Origin of the sequence: Salmonella sp. 741265050_HSA (genome assembly GCF_046569445.1) — a bacterium.
Lineage (GTDB): Bacteria > Pseudomonadota > Gammaproteobacteria > Enterobacterales > Enterobacteriaceae > Salmonella > Salmonella enterica.
The window spans coordinates 960167-976766 of sequence record NZ_JBKFSV010000001.1 but is presented as its reverse complement, the minus strand read 5'-3'; the positions used below and the strand labels follow the sequence as shown (position 1 = coordinate 976766).

At 54.3% G+C, this 16600-nt stretch carries 14 protein-coding genes; 13 read left to right on the top strand and 1 reads right to left on the bottom strand.

Annotation, left to right across the window (positions count from 1 at the left end):
- The first annotated feature begins 49 nt into the window (after positions 1-49).
- From motA to ACLD4F_RS04860, 13 genes are all read left to right on the top strand, one after another.
- A complete protein-coding gene (gene motA, locus ACLD4F_RS04920; RefSeq protein WP_000906312.1) occupies positions 50-937 on the top strand; it encodes a flagellar motor stator protein MotA in 888 nt (295 codons plus the stop codon).
- Complete coding sequence (gene motB, locus ACLD4F_RS04915; protein ID WP_000795653.1) at positions 934-1863, top strand: flagellar motor protein MotB; 930 nt, start codon at positions 934-936, stop codon at positions 1861-1863. Before motA ends, motB begins: the two co-directional genes overlap by 4 nt.
- 4 nt (positions 1864-1867) lie before the next feature.
- Positions 1868-3883 (top strand): chemotaxis protein CheA, encoded by a 2016-nt coding sequence (cheA, locus tag ACLD4F_RS04910; RefSeq protein ID WP_000061307.1) that lies wholly within the window; start codon positions 1868-1870, stop codon positions 3881-3883.
- Between the two features lie 20 nt (positions 3884-3903).
- A complete protein-coding gene (gene cheW, locus ACLD4F_RS04905) occupies positions 3904-4407 on the top strand; it encodes a chemotaxis protein CheW (RefSeq protein ID WP_000147295.1) in 504 nt (167 codons plus the stop codon).
- A 236-nt stretch (positions 4408-4643) separates the two neighbouring features.
- Positions 4644-6305 (top strand): methyl-accepting chemotaxis protein II, encoded by a 1662-nt coding sequence (tar, locus tag ACLD4F_RS04900; RefSeq protein ID WP_076935349.1) that lies wholly within the window; start codon positions 4644-4646, stop codon positions 6303-6305.
- Positions 6306-6458: 153 nt separating this feature from the next.
- A complete protein-coding gene (gene cheR, locus ACLD4F_RS04895; RefSeq protein WP_000204362.1) occupies positions 6459-7325 on the top strand; it encodes a protein-glutamate O-methyltransferase CheR in 867 nt (288 codons plus the stop codon).
- Positions 7322-8371 carry a protein-glutamate methylesterase/protein glutamine deamidase gene (gene cheB, locus ACLD4F_RS04890; protein ID WP_000036392.1) on the top strand — a complete coding sequence of 350 codons (1050 nt, stop codon included), beginning with the start codon at positions 7322-7324 and terminating at the stop codon, positions 8369-8371. Before cheR ends, cheB begins: the two co-directional genes overlap by 4 nt.
- A gap of 17 nt (positions 8372-8388) precedes the next feature.
- The gene (gene cheY, locus ACLD4F_RS04885; protein ID WP_000763861.1) at positions 8389-8778 is read left to right on the top strand and encodes a chemotaxis response regulator CheY; all 390 of its coding nucleotides are present in this window, start codon (positions 8389-8391) and stop codon (positions 8776-8778) included.
- A 10-nt stretch (positions 8779-8788) separates the two neighbouring features.
- Entirely contained in the window at positions 8789-9433 is a 645-nt protein-coding gene (cheZ, locus tag ACLD4F_RS04880; protein WP_000983586.1) for a protein phosphatase CheZ, read from the top strand.
- A gap of 193 nt (positions 9434-9626) precedes the next feature.
- The gene (gene flhB, locus ACLD4F_RS04875) at positions 9627-10778 is read left to right on the top strand and encodes a flagellar biosynthesis protein FlhB (protein ID WP_000797081.1); all 1152 of its coding nucleotides are present in this window, start codon (positions 9627-9629) and stop codon (positions 10776-10778) included.
- Complete coding sequence (gene flhA / locus ACLD4F_RS04870) at positions 10771-12849, top strand: flagellar biosynthesis protein FlhA (RefSeq protein ID WP_000002392.1); 2079 nt, start codon at positions 10771-10773, stop codon at positions 12847-12849. Before flhB ends, flhA begins: the two co-directional genes overlap by 8 nt.
- On the top strand, positions 12849-13241 hold the full coding sequence (gene flhe, locus ACLD4F_RS04865) for a flagellar protein FlhE (RefSeq protein WP_001233619.1): 393 nt from the start codon (positions 12849-12851) through the stop codon (positions 13239-13241). The genes flhA and flhe overlap by 1 nt, the downstream gene beginning before the upstream one ends.
- A 236-nt stretch (positions 13242-13477) precedes the next feature.
- The gene (locus ACLD4F_RS04860; RefSeq protein ID WP_411010698.1) at positions 13478-14617 is read left to right on the top strand and encodes a glycoside hydrolase family 105 protein; all 1140 of its coding nucleotides are present in this window, start codon (positions 13478-13480) and stop codon (positions 14615-14617) included.
- 53 nt (positions 14618-14670) lie between these two features.
- Here the strand turns inward: ACLD4F_RS04860 and mrdA are convergent, their stop codons facing one another.
- The gene (mrdA, locus tag ACLD4F_RS04855) at positions 14671-16542 is read right to left on the bottom strand and encodes a serine-type D-Ala-D-Ala carboxypeptidase MrdA (RefSeq protein WP_411010697.1); all 1872 of its coding nucleotides are present in this window, start codon (positions 16540-16542) and stop codon (positions 14671-14673) included.
- Positions 16543-16600 lie beyond the last annotated feature (58 nt).

The window sequence follows — 16600 nt, the reverse complement described above, 5'->3', positions numbered from 1 at the left end:
ATCGCCCGACTGCGCATCCTGTCATAGTCAACAGCGGAAGGATGATGTCGTGCTTATCTTATTAGGTTACCTGGTGGTTATCGGTACAGTTTTCGGCGGTTATGTCATGACCGGCGGACACCTTGGGGCACTCTATCAACCTGCTGAACTGGTCATCATTGGCGGCGCGGGGATAGGGGCGTTCATTGTCGGCAACAACGGGAAGGCCATCAAAGGCACGATGAAAGCGATCCCGTTGTTATTTCGTCGTTCGAAATACACGAAATCTATGTACATGGATTTGCTGGCGTTGCTCTATCGCCTGATGGCCAAATCACGCCAGCAGGGGATGTTCTCCCTTGAACGCGATATTGAAAATCCGAAAGAGAGTGAAATCTTCGCCAGTTATCCGCGTATTCTGGCCGATGCGGTAATGCTTGATTTTATTGTCGATTATCTGCGCCTGATCATCAGCGGCAACATGAATACGTTCGAAATTGAAGCGTTGATGGATGAAGAGATTGAAACCCATGAAAGCGAGGCGGAAGTCCCGGCCAACAGTCTGGCGATGGTGGGGGATTCGCTGCCTGCCTTTGGTATCGTCGCGGCGGTAATGGGGGTGGTTCACGCTCTGGCTTCAGCCGATCGTCCGGCAGCGGAGTTGGGGGCGCTGATTGCCCATGCCATGGTAGGTACGTTCCTCGGTATTTTACTGGCTTATGGATTCATTTCACCGTTAGCGACCGTTTTGCGCCAGAAGAGCGCCGAAACCACCAAGATGATGCAGTGCGTAAAAATCACACTGCTGTCTAATCTGAACGGCTATGCGCCGCCGATTGCCGTGGAATTTGGTCGTAAAACGCTTTATTCCAGTGAGCGTCCATCGTTTATTGAGTTGGAAGAACATGTTCGCGCAGTGAGAAACCCAAACCAGCAGCAGACGACTGAGGAAGCATGAAAAATCAGGCTCATCCCATTGTCGTCGTAAAACGCCGCAGGCACAAACCGCACGGCGGCGGGGCGCACGGTTCCTGGAAAATTGCCTACGCCGATTTTATGACGGCGATGATGGCTTTTTTTCTGGTGATGTGGCTGATTTCCATCTCCAGCCCTAAAGAATTAATTCAGATTGCCGAATATTTTCGTACGCCGTTGGCCACCGCGGTAACGGGGGGAAATCGGATTGCCAATAGCGAGAGCCCGATACCAGGCGGCGGCGATGATTACACCCAACAGCAGGGTGAAGTGGAAAAGCAGCCGAATATCGACGAGCTGAAAAAACGGATGGAGCAGAGTCGCTTAAACAAACTGCGTGGCGATCTGGATCAACTGATCGAATCCGATCCCAAACTGCGCGCGTTACGTCCGCATCTGAAAATTGATTTAGTTCAGGAGGGGTTGCGCATCCAGATTATCGACAGCCAGAACCGCCCGATGTTTAAAACCGGCAGCGCCGAAGTTGAGCCGTATATGCGCGATATCCTGCGTGCGATTGCGCCAGTGTTAAATGGTATACCTAATCGCATTAGCCTGGCCGGCCATACCGATGACTTTCCCTATGCGAACGGCGAAAAAGGCTATAGCAACTGGGAGTTATCCGCCGATCGCGCCAATGCCTCGCGTCGCGAACTGGTCGCTGGCGGGCTGGATAACGGAAAAGTATTACGGGTGGTTGGCATGGCTGCCACGATGCGGCTGAGCGATCGCGGTCCTGATGATGCCATCAACCGCCGTATAAGCCTGCTGGTGTTAAACAAACAGGCGGAACAGGCCATTTTGCATGAAAACGCTGAAAGCCAGAATGAGCCGGTAAGTGTATTACAACAGCCTGCGGCAGCCCCGCCGGCAAGCGTACCCACATCGCCAAAAGCGGAACCGAGGTGATAGCGTGAGCATGGATATTAGCGATTTTTATCAGACATTTTTTGATGAAGCTGACGAGCTGTTGGCTGATATGGAGCAGCATCTGCTGGATTTGGTGCCGGAATCCCCGGACGCTGAACAACTGAACGCCATTTTTCGCGCGGCGCACTCCATTAAAGGCGGCGCGGGCACATTCGGCTTCACTATTCTGCAGGAAACCACACATTTAATGGAAAACCTGCTGGATGAAGCCCGACGCGGTGAAATGCAGCTCAATACCGACATTATCAACCTGTTTTTGGAAACGAAAGATATTATGCAGGAACAGCTCGACGCCTATAAAAACTCCGAAGAGCCGGATGCCGCAAGCTTCGAATATATCTGCAATGCGCTACGCCAGTTGGCGCTGGAGGCGAAAGGCGAAACCACGCCGGCGGTCGTAGAAACCGCGGCACTAAGCGCGGCGATCCAGGAAGAGAGCGTAGCCGAAACCGAATCGCCTCGTGACGAGAGTAAACTGCGCATTGTACTTTCACGGTTGAAAGCCAATGAGGTCGATCTGCTTGAAGAAGAGTTGGGCAATCTGGCTACTCTGACGGATGTCGTTAAGGGGGCGGATTCACTGTCGGCAACTCTGGATGGCAGCGTCGCGGAAGATGACATTGTCGCGGTGCTCTGTTTTGTCATCGAGGCCGATCAGATCGCTTTTGAAAAAGTGGTCACCGCGCCGGTTGAAAAAGCGCAAGAGAAAACCGAGGTAGCACCGGTAGCGTCTCCGGCAGTCGTTGCGCCAGCCGCCAAAAGCGCGGCCCATGAACATCATGCGGGGCGCGAAAAACCTGCGCGTGAACGCGAGTCCACCAGCATTCGCGTGGCGGTAGAGAAAGTGGATCAGCTCATAAACCTGGTCGGCGAGTTAGTGATTACCCAGTCAATGTTGGCCCAGCGTTCTAACGAGCTGGACCCGGTAAACCACGGCGATCTCATTACCAGTATGGGGCAGTTACAACGTAACGCCCGCGACTTACAAGAGTCGGTGATGTCGATTCGTATGATGCCTATGGAGTACGTCTTCAGCCGTTTCCCGCGTCTGGTACGCGATTTAGCGGGCAAACTGGGCAAGCAGGTAGAGCTGACGCTGGTGGGGAGCTCCACTGAACTTGATAAAAGCCTGATCGAACGCATTATCGACCCGCTGACGCACCTGGTGCGCAACAGTCTCGACCACGGGATTGAAATGCCGGAAAAACGCCTTGAGGCGGGGAAAAATGTTGTCGGCAATCTGATCCTTTCCGCAGAACATCAGGGCGGGAATATTTGTATTGAAGTGACCGATGACGGCGCGGGGCTTAACCGTGAGCGTATCCTGGCGAAGGCCATGTCGCAGGGGATGGCGGTGAATGAAAACATGACCGACGATGAAGTAGGCATGTTGATCTTCGCGCCGGGATTCTCAACTGCGGAACAGGTCACGGATGTCTCCGGTCGCGGCGTTGGCATGGATGTGGTGAAACGTAACATTCAGGAGATGGGCGGTCACGTTGAGATCCAGTCAAAGCAAGGCTCCGGCACCACGATTCGTATTCTGCTGCCGCTGACGCTGGCCATCCTCGATGGGATGTCGGTTCGCGTGGCGGGGGAAGTTTTTATCCTGCCGTTGAATGCGGTGATGGAGTCGCTGCAACCGCGTGAAGAGGATCTTCATCCGCTGGCGGGCGGCGAACGGGTTCTGGAAGTTCGCGGCGAGTATTTGCCGCTGGTCGAATTGTGGAAAGTATTTGACGTGGACGGGGCGAAAACCGAAGCCACGCAGGGCATTGTTGTGATCCTGCAAAGCGCGGGACGCCGTTACGCGCTGCTGGTCGATCAGCTCATCGGTCAGCACCAGGTGGTGGTCAAAAATCTGGAAAGCAATTATCGCAAGGTACCGGGGATTTCCGCCGCGACGATCCTGGGCGACGGCAGCGTCGCGCTGATTGTTGATGTTTCCGCATTGCAGGGTTTAAACCGCGAACAACGTATGGCGATCACAGCCGCCTGATTGAGTGAGAAGGGAATAATATGACCGGTATGAGTAATGTAAGCAAACTGGCCGGCGAGCCGTCAGGTCAGGAATTCCTGGTGTTTACACTGGGAAATGAAGAGTACGGCATCGATATCCTGAAAGTACAGGAGATCCGTGGCTATGACCAGGTGACGCGCATCGCCAATACACCGGCCTTTATAAAAGGGGTGACTAACCTGCGCGGCGTGATTGTACCCATTGTCGATCTGCGCGTGAAATTCTGCGAAGGCGACGTTGAGTATGATGACAATACGGTAGTGATCGTACTGAATCTGGGGCAACGCGTCGTCGGGATAGTGGTAGACGGCGTGTCTGACGTACTGTCGTTAACGGCGGAACAGATCCGTCCGGCGCCAGAATTTGCCGTGACCTTGTCAACAGAATATTTGACGGGATTGGGCGCGCTCGGCGAGCGTATGCTGATCCTAGTGAATATCGAAAAACTGCTTAACAGCGAAGAGATGGCGCTGCTGGATATCGCAGCATCACACGTCGCGTAATAACGTTGCCGGATGGCGTCGCGCCATCCGGCAATATTCACCGTTATGCTTCCGCCAGCGGTGAGAGTGCCTCTTCATCGCCCGCGCCCAGCCCCTGCATTTTGCGCCGGCATCGCCGCTGCGACACTGTTATTGTCAATATCGTCTTCCGGAACAGCGTATTTCCTTTTTGCAAAAGTAAAGTTATCACCGCAGGTGCCGATAACGTTGATAACTCGTTATCAGGAAGGTGCCTTATGTTTAACCGTATCCGCGTTGTCACAATGCTGATGATGGTGCTGGGGGTTTTCGCACTGCTACAGCTTGTTTCCGGTGGTTTGCTGTTTTCTTCATTACAGCATAACCAGCAAGGTTTTGTTATTTCTAACGAATTACGCCAGCAACAAAGCGAACTCACGTCGACATGGGACTTAATGCTGCAAACGCGCATTAACCTGAGCCGCTCCGCCGCACGCATGATGATGGACGCTTCTAACCAGCAGAGCAGCGCCAAAACGGATTTACTCCAGAATGCAAAAACGACCCTCGCACAGGCGGCGGCGCACTACGCCAATTTCAAAAACATGACGCCATTGCCAGCGATGGCGGAGGCCAGCGCGAACGTCGATGAAAAATATCAGCGCTATCAGGCCGCATTAACCGAACTTATTCAGTTTCTGGACAATGGCAATATGGATGCCTACTTCGCCCAGCCAACCCAGGGAATGCAAAACGCGTTGGGCGAGGCGCTGGGCAATTACGCCCGGGTGAGCGAAAACCTGTACCGCCAGACATTTGATCAAAGCGCTCATGACTACCGTTTTGCGCAATGGCAACTGGGGGTTCTTGCGGTCGTGCTGGTGCTGATTTTGATGGTGGTTTGGTTCGGCATTCGTCATGCCCTGCTTAACCCATTAGCGCGAGTGATTACTCATATCCGTGAAATTGCCAGCGGCGATCTGACGAAAACGCTCACCGTCTCAGGACGTAATGAAATTGGCGAACTGGCGGGAACAGTTGAACATATGCAACGCTCGCTGATTGACACCGTGACGCAGGTTCGCGAAGGTTCGGATGCGATTTATTCCGGCACCAGTGAAATTGCCGCCGGTAATACCGACCTCTCTTCCCGTACCGAACAGCAGGCCTCCGCTCTGGAGGAGACGGCGGCCAGCATGGAACAACTGACGGCCACCGTGAAGCAAAACGCCGATAACGCCCGTCAGGCTTCGCAACTGGCGCAAAGCGCCTCCGAGACCGCGCGTCATGGCGGCAAAGTGGTCGACGGCGTAGTAAACACTATGCACGAAATTGCCGACAGTTCGAAAAAAATCGCTGACATTATCAGCGTTATCGACGGTATTGCCTTCCAGACTAACATTCTGGCGCTGAACGCGGCGGTAGAAGCAGCGCGCGCGGGAGAGCAGGGACGCGGTTTTGCGGTCGTGGCAGGCGAGGTGCGTAATCTGGCCAGCCGCAGCGCCCAAGCGGCGAAAGAAATAAAAGCGTTGATTGAAGATTCCGTCTCGCGTGTCGATACCGGTTCTGTGCTGGTGGAAAGCGCCGGGGAAACCATGACTGACATCGTCAATGCCGTTACGCGCGTCACGGATATCATGGGCGAAATCGCCTCCGCCTCGGATGAGCAAAGCCGGGGTATCGATCAGGTCGCTTTGGCCGTTTCCGAAATGGATCGCGTAACGCAACAGAACGCCTCGCTGGTTCAGGAATCCGCAGCGGCCGCCGCCGCGCTGGAAGAGCAGGCCAGCCGTCTGACCCAGGCGGTATCGGCTTTCCGCCTGGCATCGCGACCGCTGGCGGTAAATAAACCTGAGATGCGTTTATCAGCGGACGCTCAGTCCGGCAATACGCCGCGGCCATTAGCCGCCGGGGATGATGCGAACTGGGAAACCTTTTGATCGACGTGTGCTGTCGGTTATCGATTAATTTGCGAACCCGCCGATCCCTTTCGTCTGGTTCGCATAGATAAAAGCAAAAAATGTGTAATACGGGAAGCATGGCGCTGCCGCAGGGCGCGCCCGTTGTATTTTGAATGTGATTAAGAAGGCGCTATGACATCATCTCTGCCCTCCGGGCAAACGTCAGTATTGTTACAGATGACACAGCGCCTCGCGCTGTCCGACGCGCATTTTCGTCGGATATGTCAATTAATCTACCAGCGCGCAGGGATCGTGCTGGCCGACCATAAGCGGGATATGGTTTATAACCGCCTGGTCCGTCGGCTGCGTGCCCTGGGACTGGATGATTTTGGCCGTTATCTCAGTATGCTGGAGGCTAATCAAAACAGCGCTGAGTGGCAGGCTTTTATCAACGCTCTGACTACCAACCTGACCGCTTTTTTTCGCGAGGCGCACCATTTTCCCATCCTTGCGGAACATGCGCGTCGCCGCCACGGCGAGTACCGCGTCTGGAGTGCGGCGGCATCGACAGGAGAAGAACCTTACAGTATCGCCATTACGCTGGCGGATGCGTTGGGGATGGCTCCCGGTCGCTGGAAAGTATTCGCCAGCGATATTGATACTGAAGTGCTGGAAAAAGCGAGAAGCGGTATTTATCGCCTCAGCGAACTGAAAACGTTATCGCCGCAGCAGCTACAACGTTACTTCATGCGCGGTACGGGGCCGCATGAAGGACTGGTGCGCGTGCGTCAGGAACTGGCCAATTATGTTGAATTTTCCTCCGTTAATTTGTTGGAAAAGCAGTACAACGTACCCGGTCCCTTTGACGCGATTTTTTGCCGTAACGTCATGATCTATTTTGATAAAACGACTCAGGAGGACATTCTGCGCCGTTTTGTTCCACTCCTTAAACCTGACGGACTGTTGTTTGCCGGTCACTCAGAAAACTTTAGCAACCTCGTGCGCGAGTTTAGCCTGCGCGGACAGACGGTGTATGCGCTAAGTAAGGATAAAGCATGAGTAAAATCAGGGTATTGTCAGTTGATGATTCCGCGCTAATGCGCCAAATCATGACTGAAATTATTAATAGCCATAGCGACATGGAGATGGTGGCGACTGCGCCGGACCCGTTGGTCGCCAGGGATCTCATCAAAAAATTTAATCCGGACGTATTGACCCTGGACGTTGAGATGCCGCGTATGGACGGCCTCGATTTTCTGGAAAAACTGATGCGCCTGCGACCGATGCCGGTGGTGATGGTCTCTTCGCTGACCGGTAAAGGTTCCGAAGTGACGCTACGGGCACTGGAGTTGGGGGCCATCGATTTTGTCACTAAACCGCAGCTTGGCATTCGTGAAGGTATGCTGGCGTATAGCGAGATGATCGCCGAAAAAGTGCGTACCGCCGCGCGGGCCCGCATCGCCGCACATAAACCGATGGCGGCCCCGACAACCTTAAAAGCGGGTCCGCTGCTCAGTTCGGAAAAACTGATTGCTATCGGCGCTTCAACGGGCGGTACTGAAGCTATCCGACATGTGCTGCAACCGCTGCCGCTTTCCAGTCCGGCAGTGATTATTACGCAGCATATGCCGCCTGGCTTTACCCGCTCGTTTGCCGAGCGTCTGAATAAACTCTGTCAAATCAGCGTGAAGGAGGCCGAGGACGGCGAACGCGTATTGCCAGGTCATGCCTACATTGCGCCCGGCGACAAGCATATGGAGCTGGCGCGTAGCGGGGCGAATTATCAAATCAAAATTCATGATGGCCCGCCGGTAAACCGGCATCGGCCTTCCGTGGATGTGCTGTTTCATTCGGTGGCGAAACACGCGGGGCGCAACGCCGTAGGCGTCATTCTTACGGGGATGGGCAACGATGGCGCCGCTGGAATGTTAGCGATGTACCAGGCTGGCGCCTGGACCATTGCGCAAAACGAAGCAAGTTGTGTGGTGTTCGGCATGCCGCGCGAGGCCATCAATATGGGTGGCGTAAGCGAAGTGGTCGATCTTAGCCAGGTAAGCCAGCAGATGCTGGCGAAAATCAGTGCCGGACAGGCGATACGTATTTGAACCAGGAGTAGTATTTTATGGCGGATAAAGAGCTTAAATTTTTGGTTGTGGATGACTTTTCGACCATGCGTCGTATCGTGCGCAATCTCTTAAAAGAGCTTGGATTTAACAATGTGGAAGAGGCCGAAGACGGCGTCGACGCACTGAACAAGCTCCAGGCGGGCGGCTTTGGTTTTATTATCTCCGACTGGAATATGCCGAACATGGATGGCCTGGAGCTGCTGAAAACCATTCGCGCCGATAGCGCCATGTCGGCGTTACCCGTGTTGATGGTCACGGCGGAAGCCAAAAAAGAGAATATTATCGCCGCCGCACAGGCTGGCGCCAGCGGTTATGTCGTAAAACCGTTCACCGCAGCGACTCTGGAAGAGAAGCTCAACAAAATCTTTGAGAAACTGGGCATGTGAGGATGCGATGATGATGCAACCATCTATCAAGCCTGCTGATGAAGGCTCAGCAGGAGACATCATTGCGCGCATCGGTAGTCTGACCCGAATGCTGCGCGACAGCCTGCGTGAACTGGGGCTGGACCAGGCGATTGCCGAAGCGGCGGAGGCGATCCCTGATGCGCGCGACCGTCTGGATTATGTCGTCCAGATGACGGCGCAGGCGGCGGAACGCGCGCTAAACAGTGTCGAAGCTTCGCAGCCGCATCAGGATGCGATGGAGAAAGAGGCGAAAGCGCTAACCCAACGTTGGGACGAGTGGTTTGACAATCCGATCGAGCTTTCCGACGCCCGTGAACTGGTGACGGATACGCGCCAGTTTCTCAGGGATGTCCCGGGCCATACCAGCTTTACTAATGCGCAACTGCTGGACATCATGATGGCGCAGGATTTCCAGGATCTGACGGGTCAGGTGATCAAACGCATGATGGACGTGATTCAGGAGATTGAACGCCAGTTGTTAATGGTGCTGCTGGAAAACATCCCGGAACAGAGCGCGCGACCAAAACGCGAGAACGAAAGCTTGCTCAACGGCCCGCAGGTGGATACCTCGAAAGCTGGCGTCGTTGCCAGTCAGGATCAGGTGGACGACCTGCTGGACAGTCTTGGCTTTTAAGCTTTTTTGACCTGATGGCGCGGCGCTTATCGGGTCCGAATCCGTCAACCCGGCCGGATACGAGACTTTCTTATCGTATCCGGCTATCTCTATTAACGCCATAAACCCCGCCTTTTTTACCGCTTACTCTGCCCATTGGCGTAAAGCGGTTCTGGCATCATTCTCGCTTATCAATCTATCCAGGGTTTGCTGCGTGGCAGAAGAGAGCGACGACGACAAAACAGAAGCCCCCACACCCCACCGACTTGAAAAAGCGCGGGAAGAAGGGCAGATCCCCCGTTCCAGAGAACTGACCTCACTGCTGATATTGCTGGTGGGCGTTTGTATTATTTGGTTCGGCGGCGAGTCGTTAGCGCGGCAGCTGGCGGGAATGCTCTCAGCAGGCCTGCACTTCGATCACCGTATGGTGAACGATCCTAACCTGATCCTGGGGCAGATAATTTTGCTGATTAAAGCGGCGATGATGGCACTGCTACCGCTCATCGCGGGCGTGGTGCTGGTGGCGCTTATCTCGCCGGTTATGCTTGGCGGCCTGATTTTTAGCGGTAAGTCGCTACAGCCAAAATTTTCTAAATTAAACCCGCTGCCGGGAATTAAGCGCATGTTTTCGGCGCAGACCGGCGCGGAACTGCTAAAAGCGGTGTTGAAATCCACGCTGGTCGGCTGCGTTACCGGCTTTTATCTCTGGCATCACTGGCCGCAAATGATGCGCCTGATGGCGGAGTCGCCGATCGTCGCAATGGGGAATGCGTTGGATCTGGTTGGACTCTGCGCGTTACTGGTGGTACTGGGCGTGATTCCGATGGTGGGATTTGACGTGTTTTTCCAGATCTTTAGCCACCTGAAAAAATTACGCATGTCGCGGCAGGACATTCGCGACGAATTTAAAGAGAGCGAAGGCGATCCGCATGTTAAGGGCAAAATTCGCCAGATGCAACGCGCCGCCGCGCAGCGCCGCATGATGGAAGATGTGCCGAAAGCGGACGTCATTGTCACTAACCCGACGCACTATTCCGTGGCGCTGCAGTATGACGAAAACAAAATGAGCGCGCCGAAAGTGGTCGCGAAGGGGGCTGGATTAATAGCGCTGCGCATTCGCGAGATCGGCGCTGAACATCGGGTTCCCACTTTAGAAGCGCCGCCGCTGGCGCGGGCATTATATCGCCACGCCGAAATCGGTCAGCAAATTCCCGGGCAGTTATATGCTGCCGTTGCGGAAGTGTTGGCCTGGGTCTGGCAGCTTAAACGCTGGCGGCTTGCGGGCGGGCAACGTCCTCCACAACCTGAGAACCTTCCGGTGCCAGAAGCGCTGGATTTTATGAACGAGAAGAATACTGATGGCTAATCTGGTCGCGATGCTGCGCCTGCCCAGCAACCTGAAATCGACGCAATGGCAAATTCTTGCCGGGCCGATCCTCATTCTGCTGATTTTGTCGATGATGGTGCTGCCGCTGCCTGCTTTTATCCTCGACTTATTGTTTACCTTTAATATTGCGCTATCGATCATGGTGCTGCTGGTGGCGATGTTTACCCAGCGCACTCTGGATTTTGCCGCGTTTCCAACCATTCTGCTGTTTACCACGCTACTGCGTCTGGCGCTTAACGTTGCCTCAACGCGCATTATTTTGATGGAAGGGCATACCGGCGCGGCGGCGGCGGGAAAGGTGGTGGAGGCGTTCGGTCATTTCCTGGTCGGCGGTAACTTCGCGATCGGGATTGTGGTTTTTATCATCCTCGTCATTATCAACTTCATGGTCATCACCAAAGGCGCCGGACGTATTGCCGAAGTCGGCGCGCGCTTTGTGCTGGATGGTATGCCCGGTAAGCAAATGGCGATTGACGCCGATCTTAATGCCGGTCTGATTGGTGAAGACGAGGCCAAAAAACGGCGTTCGGAAGTCACTCAGGAAGCCGACTTCTACGGCTCGATGGACGGGGCAAGTAAATTTGTGCGCGGCGACGCCATCGCCGGTATTCTCATCATGGTCATTAACGTGGTCGGCGGGCTGCTGGTCGGCGTATTGCAGCACGGAATGAGCATGGGCAGTGCGGCGGAAAGCTACACCCTGCTGACCATTGGCGACGGCCTGGTCGCCCAGATCCCGGCGCTGGTTATCTCCACGGCGGCGGGCGTCATTGTGACCCGCGTCAGTACCGATCAGGATGTAGGCGAGCAGATGGTTGGCCAACTGTTCAGTAATCCAAGGGTGATGCTGCTGGCGGCGGCGGTGCTGGGGCTGCTTGGCATGGTGCCTGGAATGCCTAACCTGGTATTTTTACTCTTTACCGCCGCTTTGCTCGGCCTGGCATGGTGGCTGCGCGGGCGTGAAGAAAAAGCGCCGGAGGAGCCGCAGCCGGTAAAAATGCCGGAAAATAACTCGGTGGTCGAAGCCACCTGGAATGACGTACAGCTTGAGGATTCACTGGGAATGGAAGTGGGCTACCGCCTGATCCCGATGGTGGATTTTCAACAGGATGGTGAATTGCTCGGACGTATTCGCAGCATTCGTAAAAAATTCGCGCAGGATATGGGGTTCCTGCCGCCGGTGGTCCATATTCGCGACAATATGGATTTACAGCCTGCGCGCTACCGTATTTTGATGAAAGGGGTAGAGATCGGCAGCGGGGACGCCTATCCGGGACGTTGGCTGGCTATTAACCCCGGCACGGCGGCGGGAACGCTACCGGGCGAGAAAACCGTCGATCCAGCTTTTGGCCTTGATGCCATCTGGATTGAAAGCGCCCTGAAAGAGCAGGCGCAAATTCAGGGCTTTACCGTTGTTGAAGCCAGTACCGTTGTGGCGACGCACCTTAACCACTTGATTGGCCAATTCTCCGCCGAACTGTTTGGCCGCCAGGAAGCGCAGCAACTGTTGGATCGTGTCTCTCAGGAGATGCCTAAACTCACGGAGGATCTGGTCCCCGGCGTCGTGACCCTCACGACTTTACACAAAGTCCTGCAAAACTTACTGGCGGAAAAAGTCCCGATTCGCGATATGCGCACCATTCTGGAAACGCTGGCGGAACATGCGCCGTTACAAAGCGATCCGCATGAATTAACCGCCGTGGTACGCGTGGCATTAGGACGAGCGATTACGCAACAGTGGTTCCCCGGTAATGAAGAAGTGCAGGTGATTGGCCTGGATACCGCGCTGGAGCGTTTGCTGCTTCAGGCATTGCAGGGCGGCGGCGGGCTTGAGCCGGGGTTGGCGGATCGCCTGCTGGCGCAGACGCAAGAGGCGCTTTCTCGCCAGGAAATGCTTGGCGCGCCGCCGGTATTACTGGTTAACCATGCGCTACGTCCATTATTGTCCCGCTTTTTGCGGCGCAGTTTACCGCAGCTGGTGGTGTTGTCGAACCTTGAGCTTTCCGATAACCGTCATATCCGCATGACGGCGACCATTGGAGGAAAATAATGCGTAAATGGCTGGCGTTGTTGCTCTTTCCCCTGACGGTTCAGGCCGCAGGCGAAGGCGCGTGGCAGGATAGCGGTATGGGTGTAACCTTAAATTACCGGGGTGTTTCCGCATCGTCTTCGCCATTGTCGGCGCGTCAGCCGGTTTCCGGTGTGATGACGCTGGTCGCCTGGCGTTATGAACTGAATGGCCCGACCCCCGCAGGATTACGGGTACGTTTATGTTCCCAGTCCCGTTGCGTAGAACTTGATGGTCAGAGTGGCACGACCCACGGTTTTGCTCATGTTCCCGCAGTCGAGCCGCTCCGCTTTGTCTGGGAAGTCCCCGGCGGCGGCCGACTTATCCCGGCGTTAAAAGTGCGGAGCAATCAGGTGATTGTGAACTACCGCTAACCGCCCCTTTCTTTGCCAGGTAGCAGACCTGACTCTCTTTTTGAATAAATAGAAACGCTGTTTTATAAAATGGTGAGGTAGGTTGCCGGACTCTTTGCGTTTTTGCCATTTACGCTCTGGCAATGGCAGAAACAAAAAGGTTTCCGCCCAGCTTAGCTTTTACTGTAGCGAATCGACTGCGTCGGCGGTAAAACTGCACGCAGCACTGAATTCGACATTACACAGAGGTTAAGCAAATGATGGTTTATCCAGTCAAACACAGTCCGCTATTGCGTCAGCCTGAGCATTTTATCGCCAGAGATGAACTAAAAGCCCTGGTGCAAAAGGTGACGCATAACCTGGTCAATATTAAAGATGAGACAGGCGAATTTTTATTGCGACTGGACGACGGACGCGTGATCGATACTAAAGGCTGGGCCGGATGGGAGTGGACGCACGGCGTGGGCCTGTACGGAATGTATCACTATTACCAACAGACCGGCGACCAGACGATGCGTAAGATCATTGATGACTGGTTTGCCGATCGTTTTGCGGAAGGCGCGGCGACGAAAAACGTTAATACGATGGCACCGTTTTTAACGCTGGCGTATCGCTATGAAGAGACGCGTAATCCAGCGTATTTACCGTGGCTGGAAACGTGGGCCGAATGGGCGATGAATGAAATGCCCCGTACCGATCACGGCGGAATGCAGCACATCACGCTGGCGGAGGAAAATCATCAGCAGATGTGGGACGACACGCTAATGATGACGGTGCTGCCGCTGGCGAAAATCGGTAAACTGTTGAACCGGCCGGAATATGTGGAAGAGGCAACCTATCAGTTCCTGCTGCACGTGCAGAATTTGATGGATAAAGAGACGGGGCTGTGGTTCCACGGCTGGAGCTATGACGGTCATCATAACTTCGCTAACGCTCGCTGGGCGCGCGGCAACAGCTGGCTGACCATTGTGATCCCGGATTTTCTTGAACTGCTGGACTTGCCGGAAAATAATGCCGTGCGCCGTTATCTGGTCCAGGTACTGAATGCGCAGATCGCCGCGCTGGCGAAATGTCAGGATGAAAGCGGTTTGTGGCATACGCTGCTTGACGATCCGCACTCTTATCTTGAGGCGTCGGCGACGGCGGGTTTTGCCTACGGTATTCTTAAAGCGGTGCGCAAACGCTATGTCGAACGGCACTATGCGCAGGTGGCGGAAAAAGCTATTCGGGGGATAGTGAAACATATCTCGCCGGAAGGCGAACTGCTGCAAACATCATTTGGCACTGGCATGGGCCACGATCTCGATTTTTACCGTCATATTCCGTTGACCTCTATGCCTTACGGGCAGGCGATGGCAATGCTGTGTTTGACGGAATATCTGCGTAACTATTTCTGATGTATGCAGATATTCCGGTCGTATCCTTGTCTGATGGCGCTTTGCTTATTTGACTATGGCGCCTGACCCGACTGTGTGGTATCAGCCTGTGGATCAAACAGGTGGTCAAGGATTTTTCGCATGATGGGCGCGGCGGTAACGCCGTCGCTTCCGCCGTTTTCCAGAATCAAGGCAATAGCGACCTTAGGGTTTTTATACGGTGCAAAAGCGGTATAAAACACATGATCGCGCAGGCGAATGGGGATCATTTTCGCATTGTAGGTCTGATTTTCTTTCAGGCTAAACACCTGCGACGTGCCGCTTTTGGCCGCAATGCCGTAGGGCGCGGTGTGAAAGAACTTATAGCCCGTTCCGTTGGGTGCATTCGCCATGCCGTACATCGCCTGACGCACCAGTCCCCAGTATGGCGACGCCGGATCGGCTATCTGTGCCGCTGTTCCGGAAGGACGATACGGAACCACCGTTTTGCCGCTCTCTTCATTGAGTAACAGGTGAGGGGCAATCACCTTACCGTTGTTGATGAGCGCCACCATCGCTTTTACCATCTGGATGGGGGTGGCAATCCAGTAGCCCTGGCCGATGCCGACAGAGATGGTATCGCCCTGATACCAGGCTTTTTTATGGACCCGCTGTTTCCATGCGCGGCTGGGAAGCAGCCCGTCATACTCTTCATTAAGGTCGATACCCGTCGGTTTGCCATAGCCGAACTGAGACAACATCGTGTCGATACGGTCAATACCCATCATATAAGCGACCTGATAGAAAAAGGTATCCGCAGATTCCTCAATCGCTTTAGTGACATCCAGCATACCGTGTCCGGTTTTTTTCCAGTCCCGGTAATGCCGCTGCGTGCCGGGAAGCGTCCAGGTTGGCGCGCCAAAGAAGGTGGTTTGCGGCGTAATAATCCCGCATAACAGCGCGGACATCGCCATATAGGGTTTAACCGTTGACGCCGGGGGATAAAGCCCTTGCGTCACGCGGTTGATCAGCGGCAGATTTTTATCGTGCAGCAGTTTGCCGTAATCCTGATAGCTAATGCCTTTTACAAAGGGGTTCGGGTCGTAGCTGGGCATAGATACCATCGCCAGCACTGAACCATCGTGCGGATCTTCAACCAGTACGGCAGCACGCTGCCCGGCCAGCAAATTTTCAATGTACTCTTGTAAATGGAGATCCAGCGTCAGGTGAATGTTCTTACCCGCGATGGGAGGAACGTCTTTCAGCAGGCGGACAATACGCCCGTGATTATCCACCTCGACCTCCTGATAACCGGTTTTGCCATGAAGATCGTTTTCGTAGTAACGCTCAATCCCCTGTTTACCGATGTTATGGTCCGCCGCGTAATTCTCTGCCAGCCCTTTTTTATCCAGCGCTTTAAGGTCGTTATCGTTTATCTTTGACACGTAACCGAGAACATGCGCCAGTTCCGCGCCGTAAGGATACTGCCGATCCTGATAGCTATTGATCGTGACGCCGTTGAAATGAAACTGATTGACCGCAAAGCGTGCGATTTCAACATCCGTTAGCGCGTTTTTGAGCACTACCGGACGATAGCGGCTACTGGATTTTAGCGCGCGGCGAAAGTCGGCGATATCATCGGGGGAGAGATCAACAATAGGGGTGAGCTGTTTTAGCAGCGCATCCATATCGGCAATTTTATAGGGCGTAACCGCGATATCATACCAGGTTACGTTACGCACCAGCGGAATGCCGTTGCGATCGTAAATGATGCCGCGCGTGGGCGCGACGGGTAGCATCTTGATATCGTTCTCATTCGAACGGGTGGTGTAGTAGTGGTGCTGGCGGATTTGCAAGTTATAGAGGTTGAAGATCAGGATACCAAAGCAGACAACCACTACACCAAACGCCACAATCACACGTCTCAGGAAGAGTTTCTCTTCCGCATCAAAGTCTTTAAAAGTCATTACCTGTACCTGAACAATCCGCCGCCTAATGATACGGGGCGGTCAGCGCCAGCACAGG

Bases quoted from the DNA above. Each gene is read 5' to 3' on its own strand.
- cheW (WP_000147295.1), top strand. From the start codon at position 3,904: ATGACCGGTATGAGTAATGTAAGCAAACTGGCCGGCGAGCCGTCAGGT.
- motB (WP_000795653.1), top strand. From the start codon at position 934: ATGAAAAATCAGGCTCATCCCATTGTCGTCGTAAAACGCCGCAGGCAC.
- flhe (WP_001233619.1), top strand. From the start codon at position 12,849: ATGCGTAAATGGCTGGCGTTGTTGCTCTTTCCCCTGACGGTTCAGGCC.
- cheZ (WP_000983586.1), top strand. From the start codon at position 8,789: ATGATGCAACCATCTATCAAGCCTGCTGATGAAGGCTCAGCAGGAGAC.
- cheB (WP_000036392.1), top strand. From the start codon at position 7,322: ATGAGTAAAATCAGGGTATTGTCAGTTGATGATTCCGCGCTAATGCGC.
- mrdA (WP_411010697.1), bottom strand. From the start codon at position 16,542: ATGACTTTTAAAGACTTTGATGCGGAAGAGAAACTCTTCCTGAGACGT.
- flhA (WP_000002392.1), top strand. From the start codon at position 10,771: ATGGCTAATCTGGTCGCGATGCTGCGCCTGCCCAGCAACCTGAAATCG.
- ACLD4F_RS04860 (WP_411010698.1), top strand. From the start codon at position 13,478: ATGATGGTTTATCCAGTCAAACACAGTCCGCTATTGCGTCAGCCTGAG.
- tar (WP_076935349.1), top strand. From the start codon at position 4,644: ATGTTTAACCGTATCCGCGTTGTCACAATGCTGATGATGGTGCTGGGG.
- cheR (WP_000204362.1), top strand. From the start codon at position 6,459: ATGACATCATCTCTGCCCTCCGGGCAAACGTCAGTATTGTTACAGATG.
- cheY (WP_000763861.1), top strand. From the start codon at position 8,389: ATGGCGGATAAAGAGCTTAAATTTTTGGTTGTGGATGACTTTTCGACC.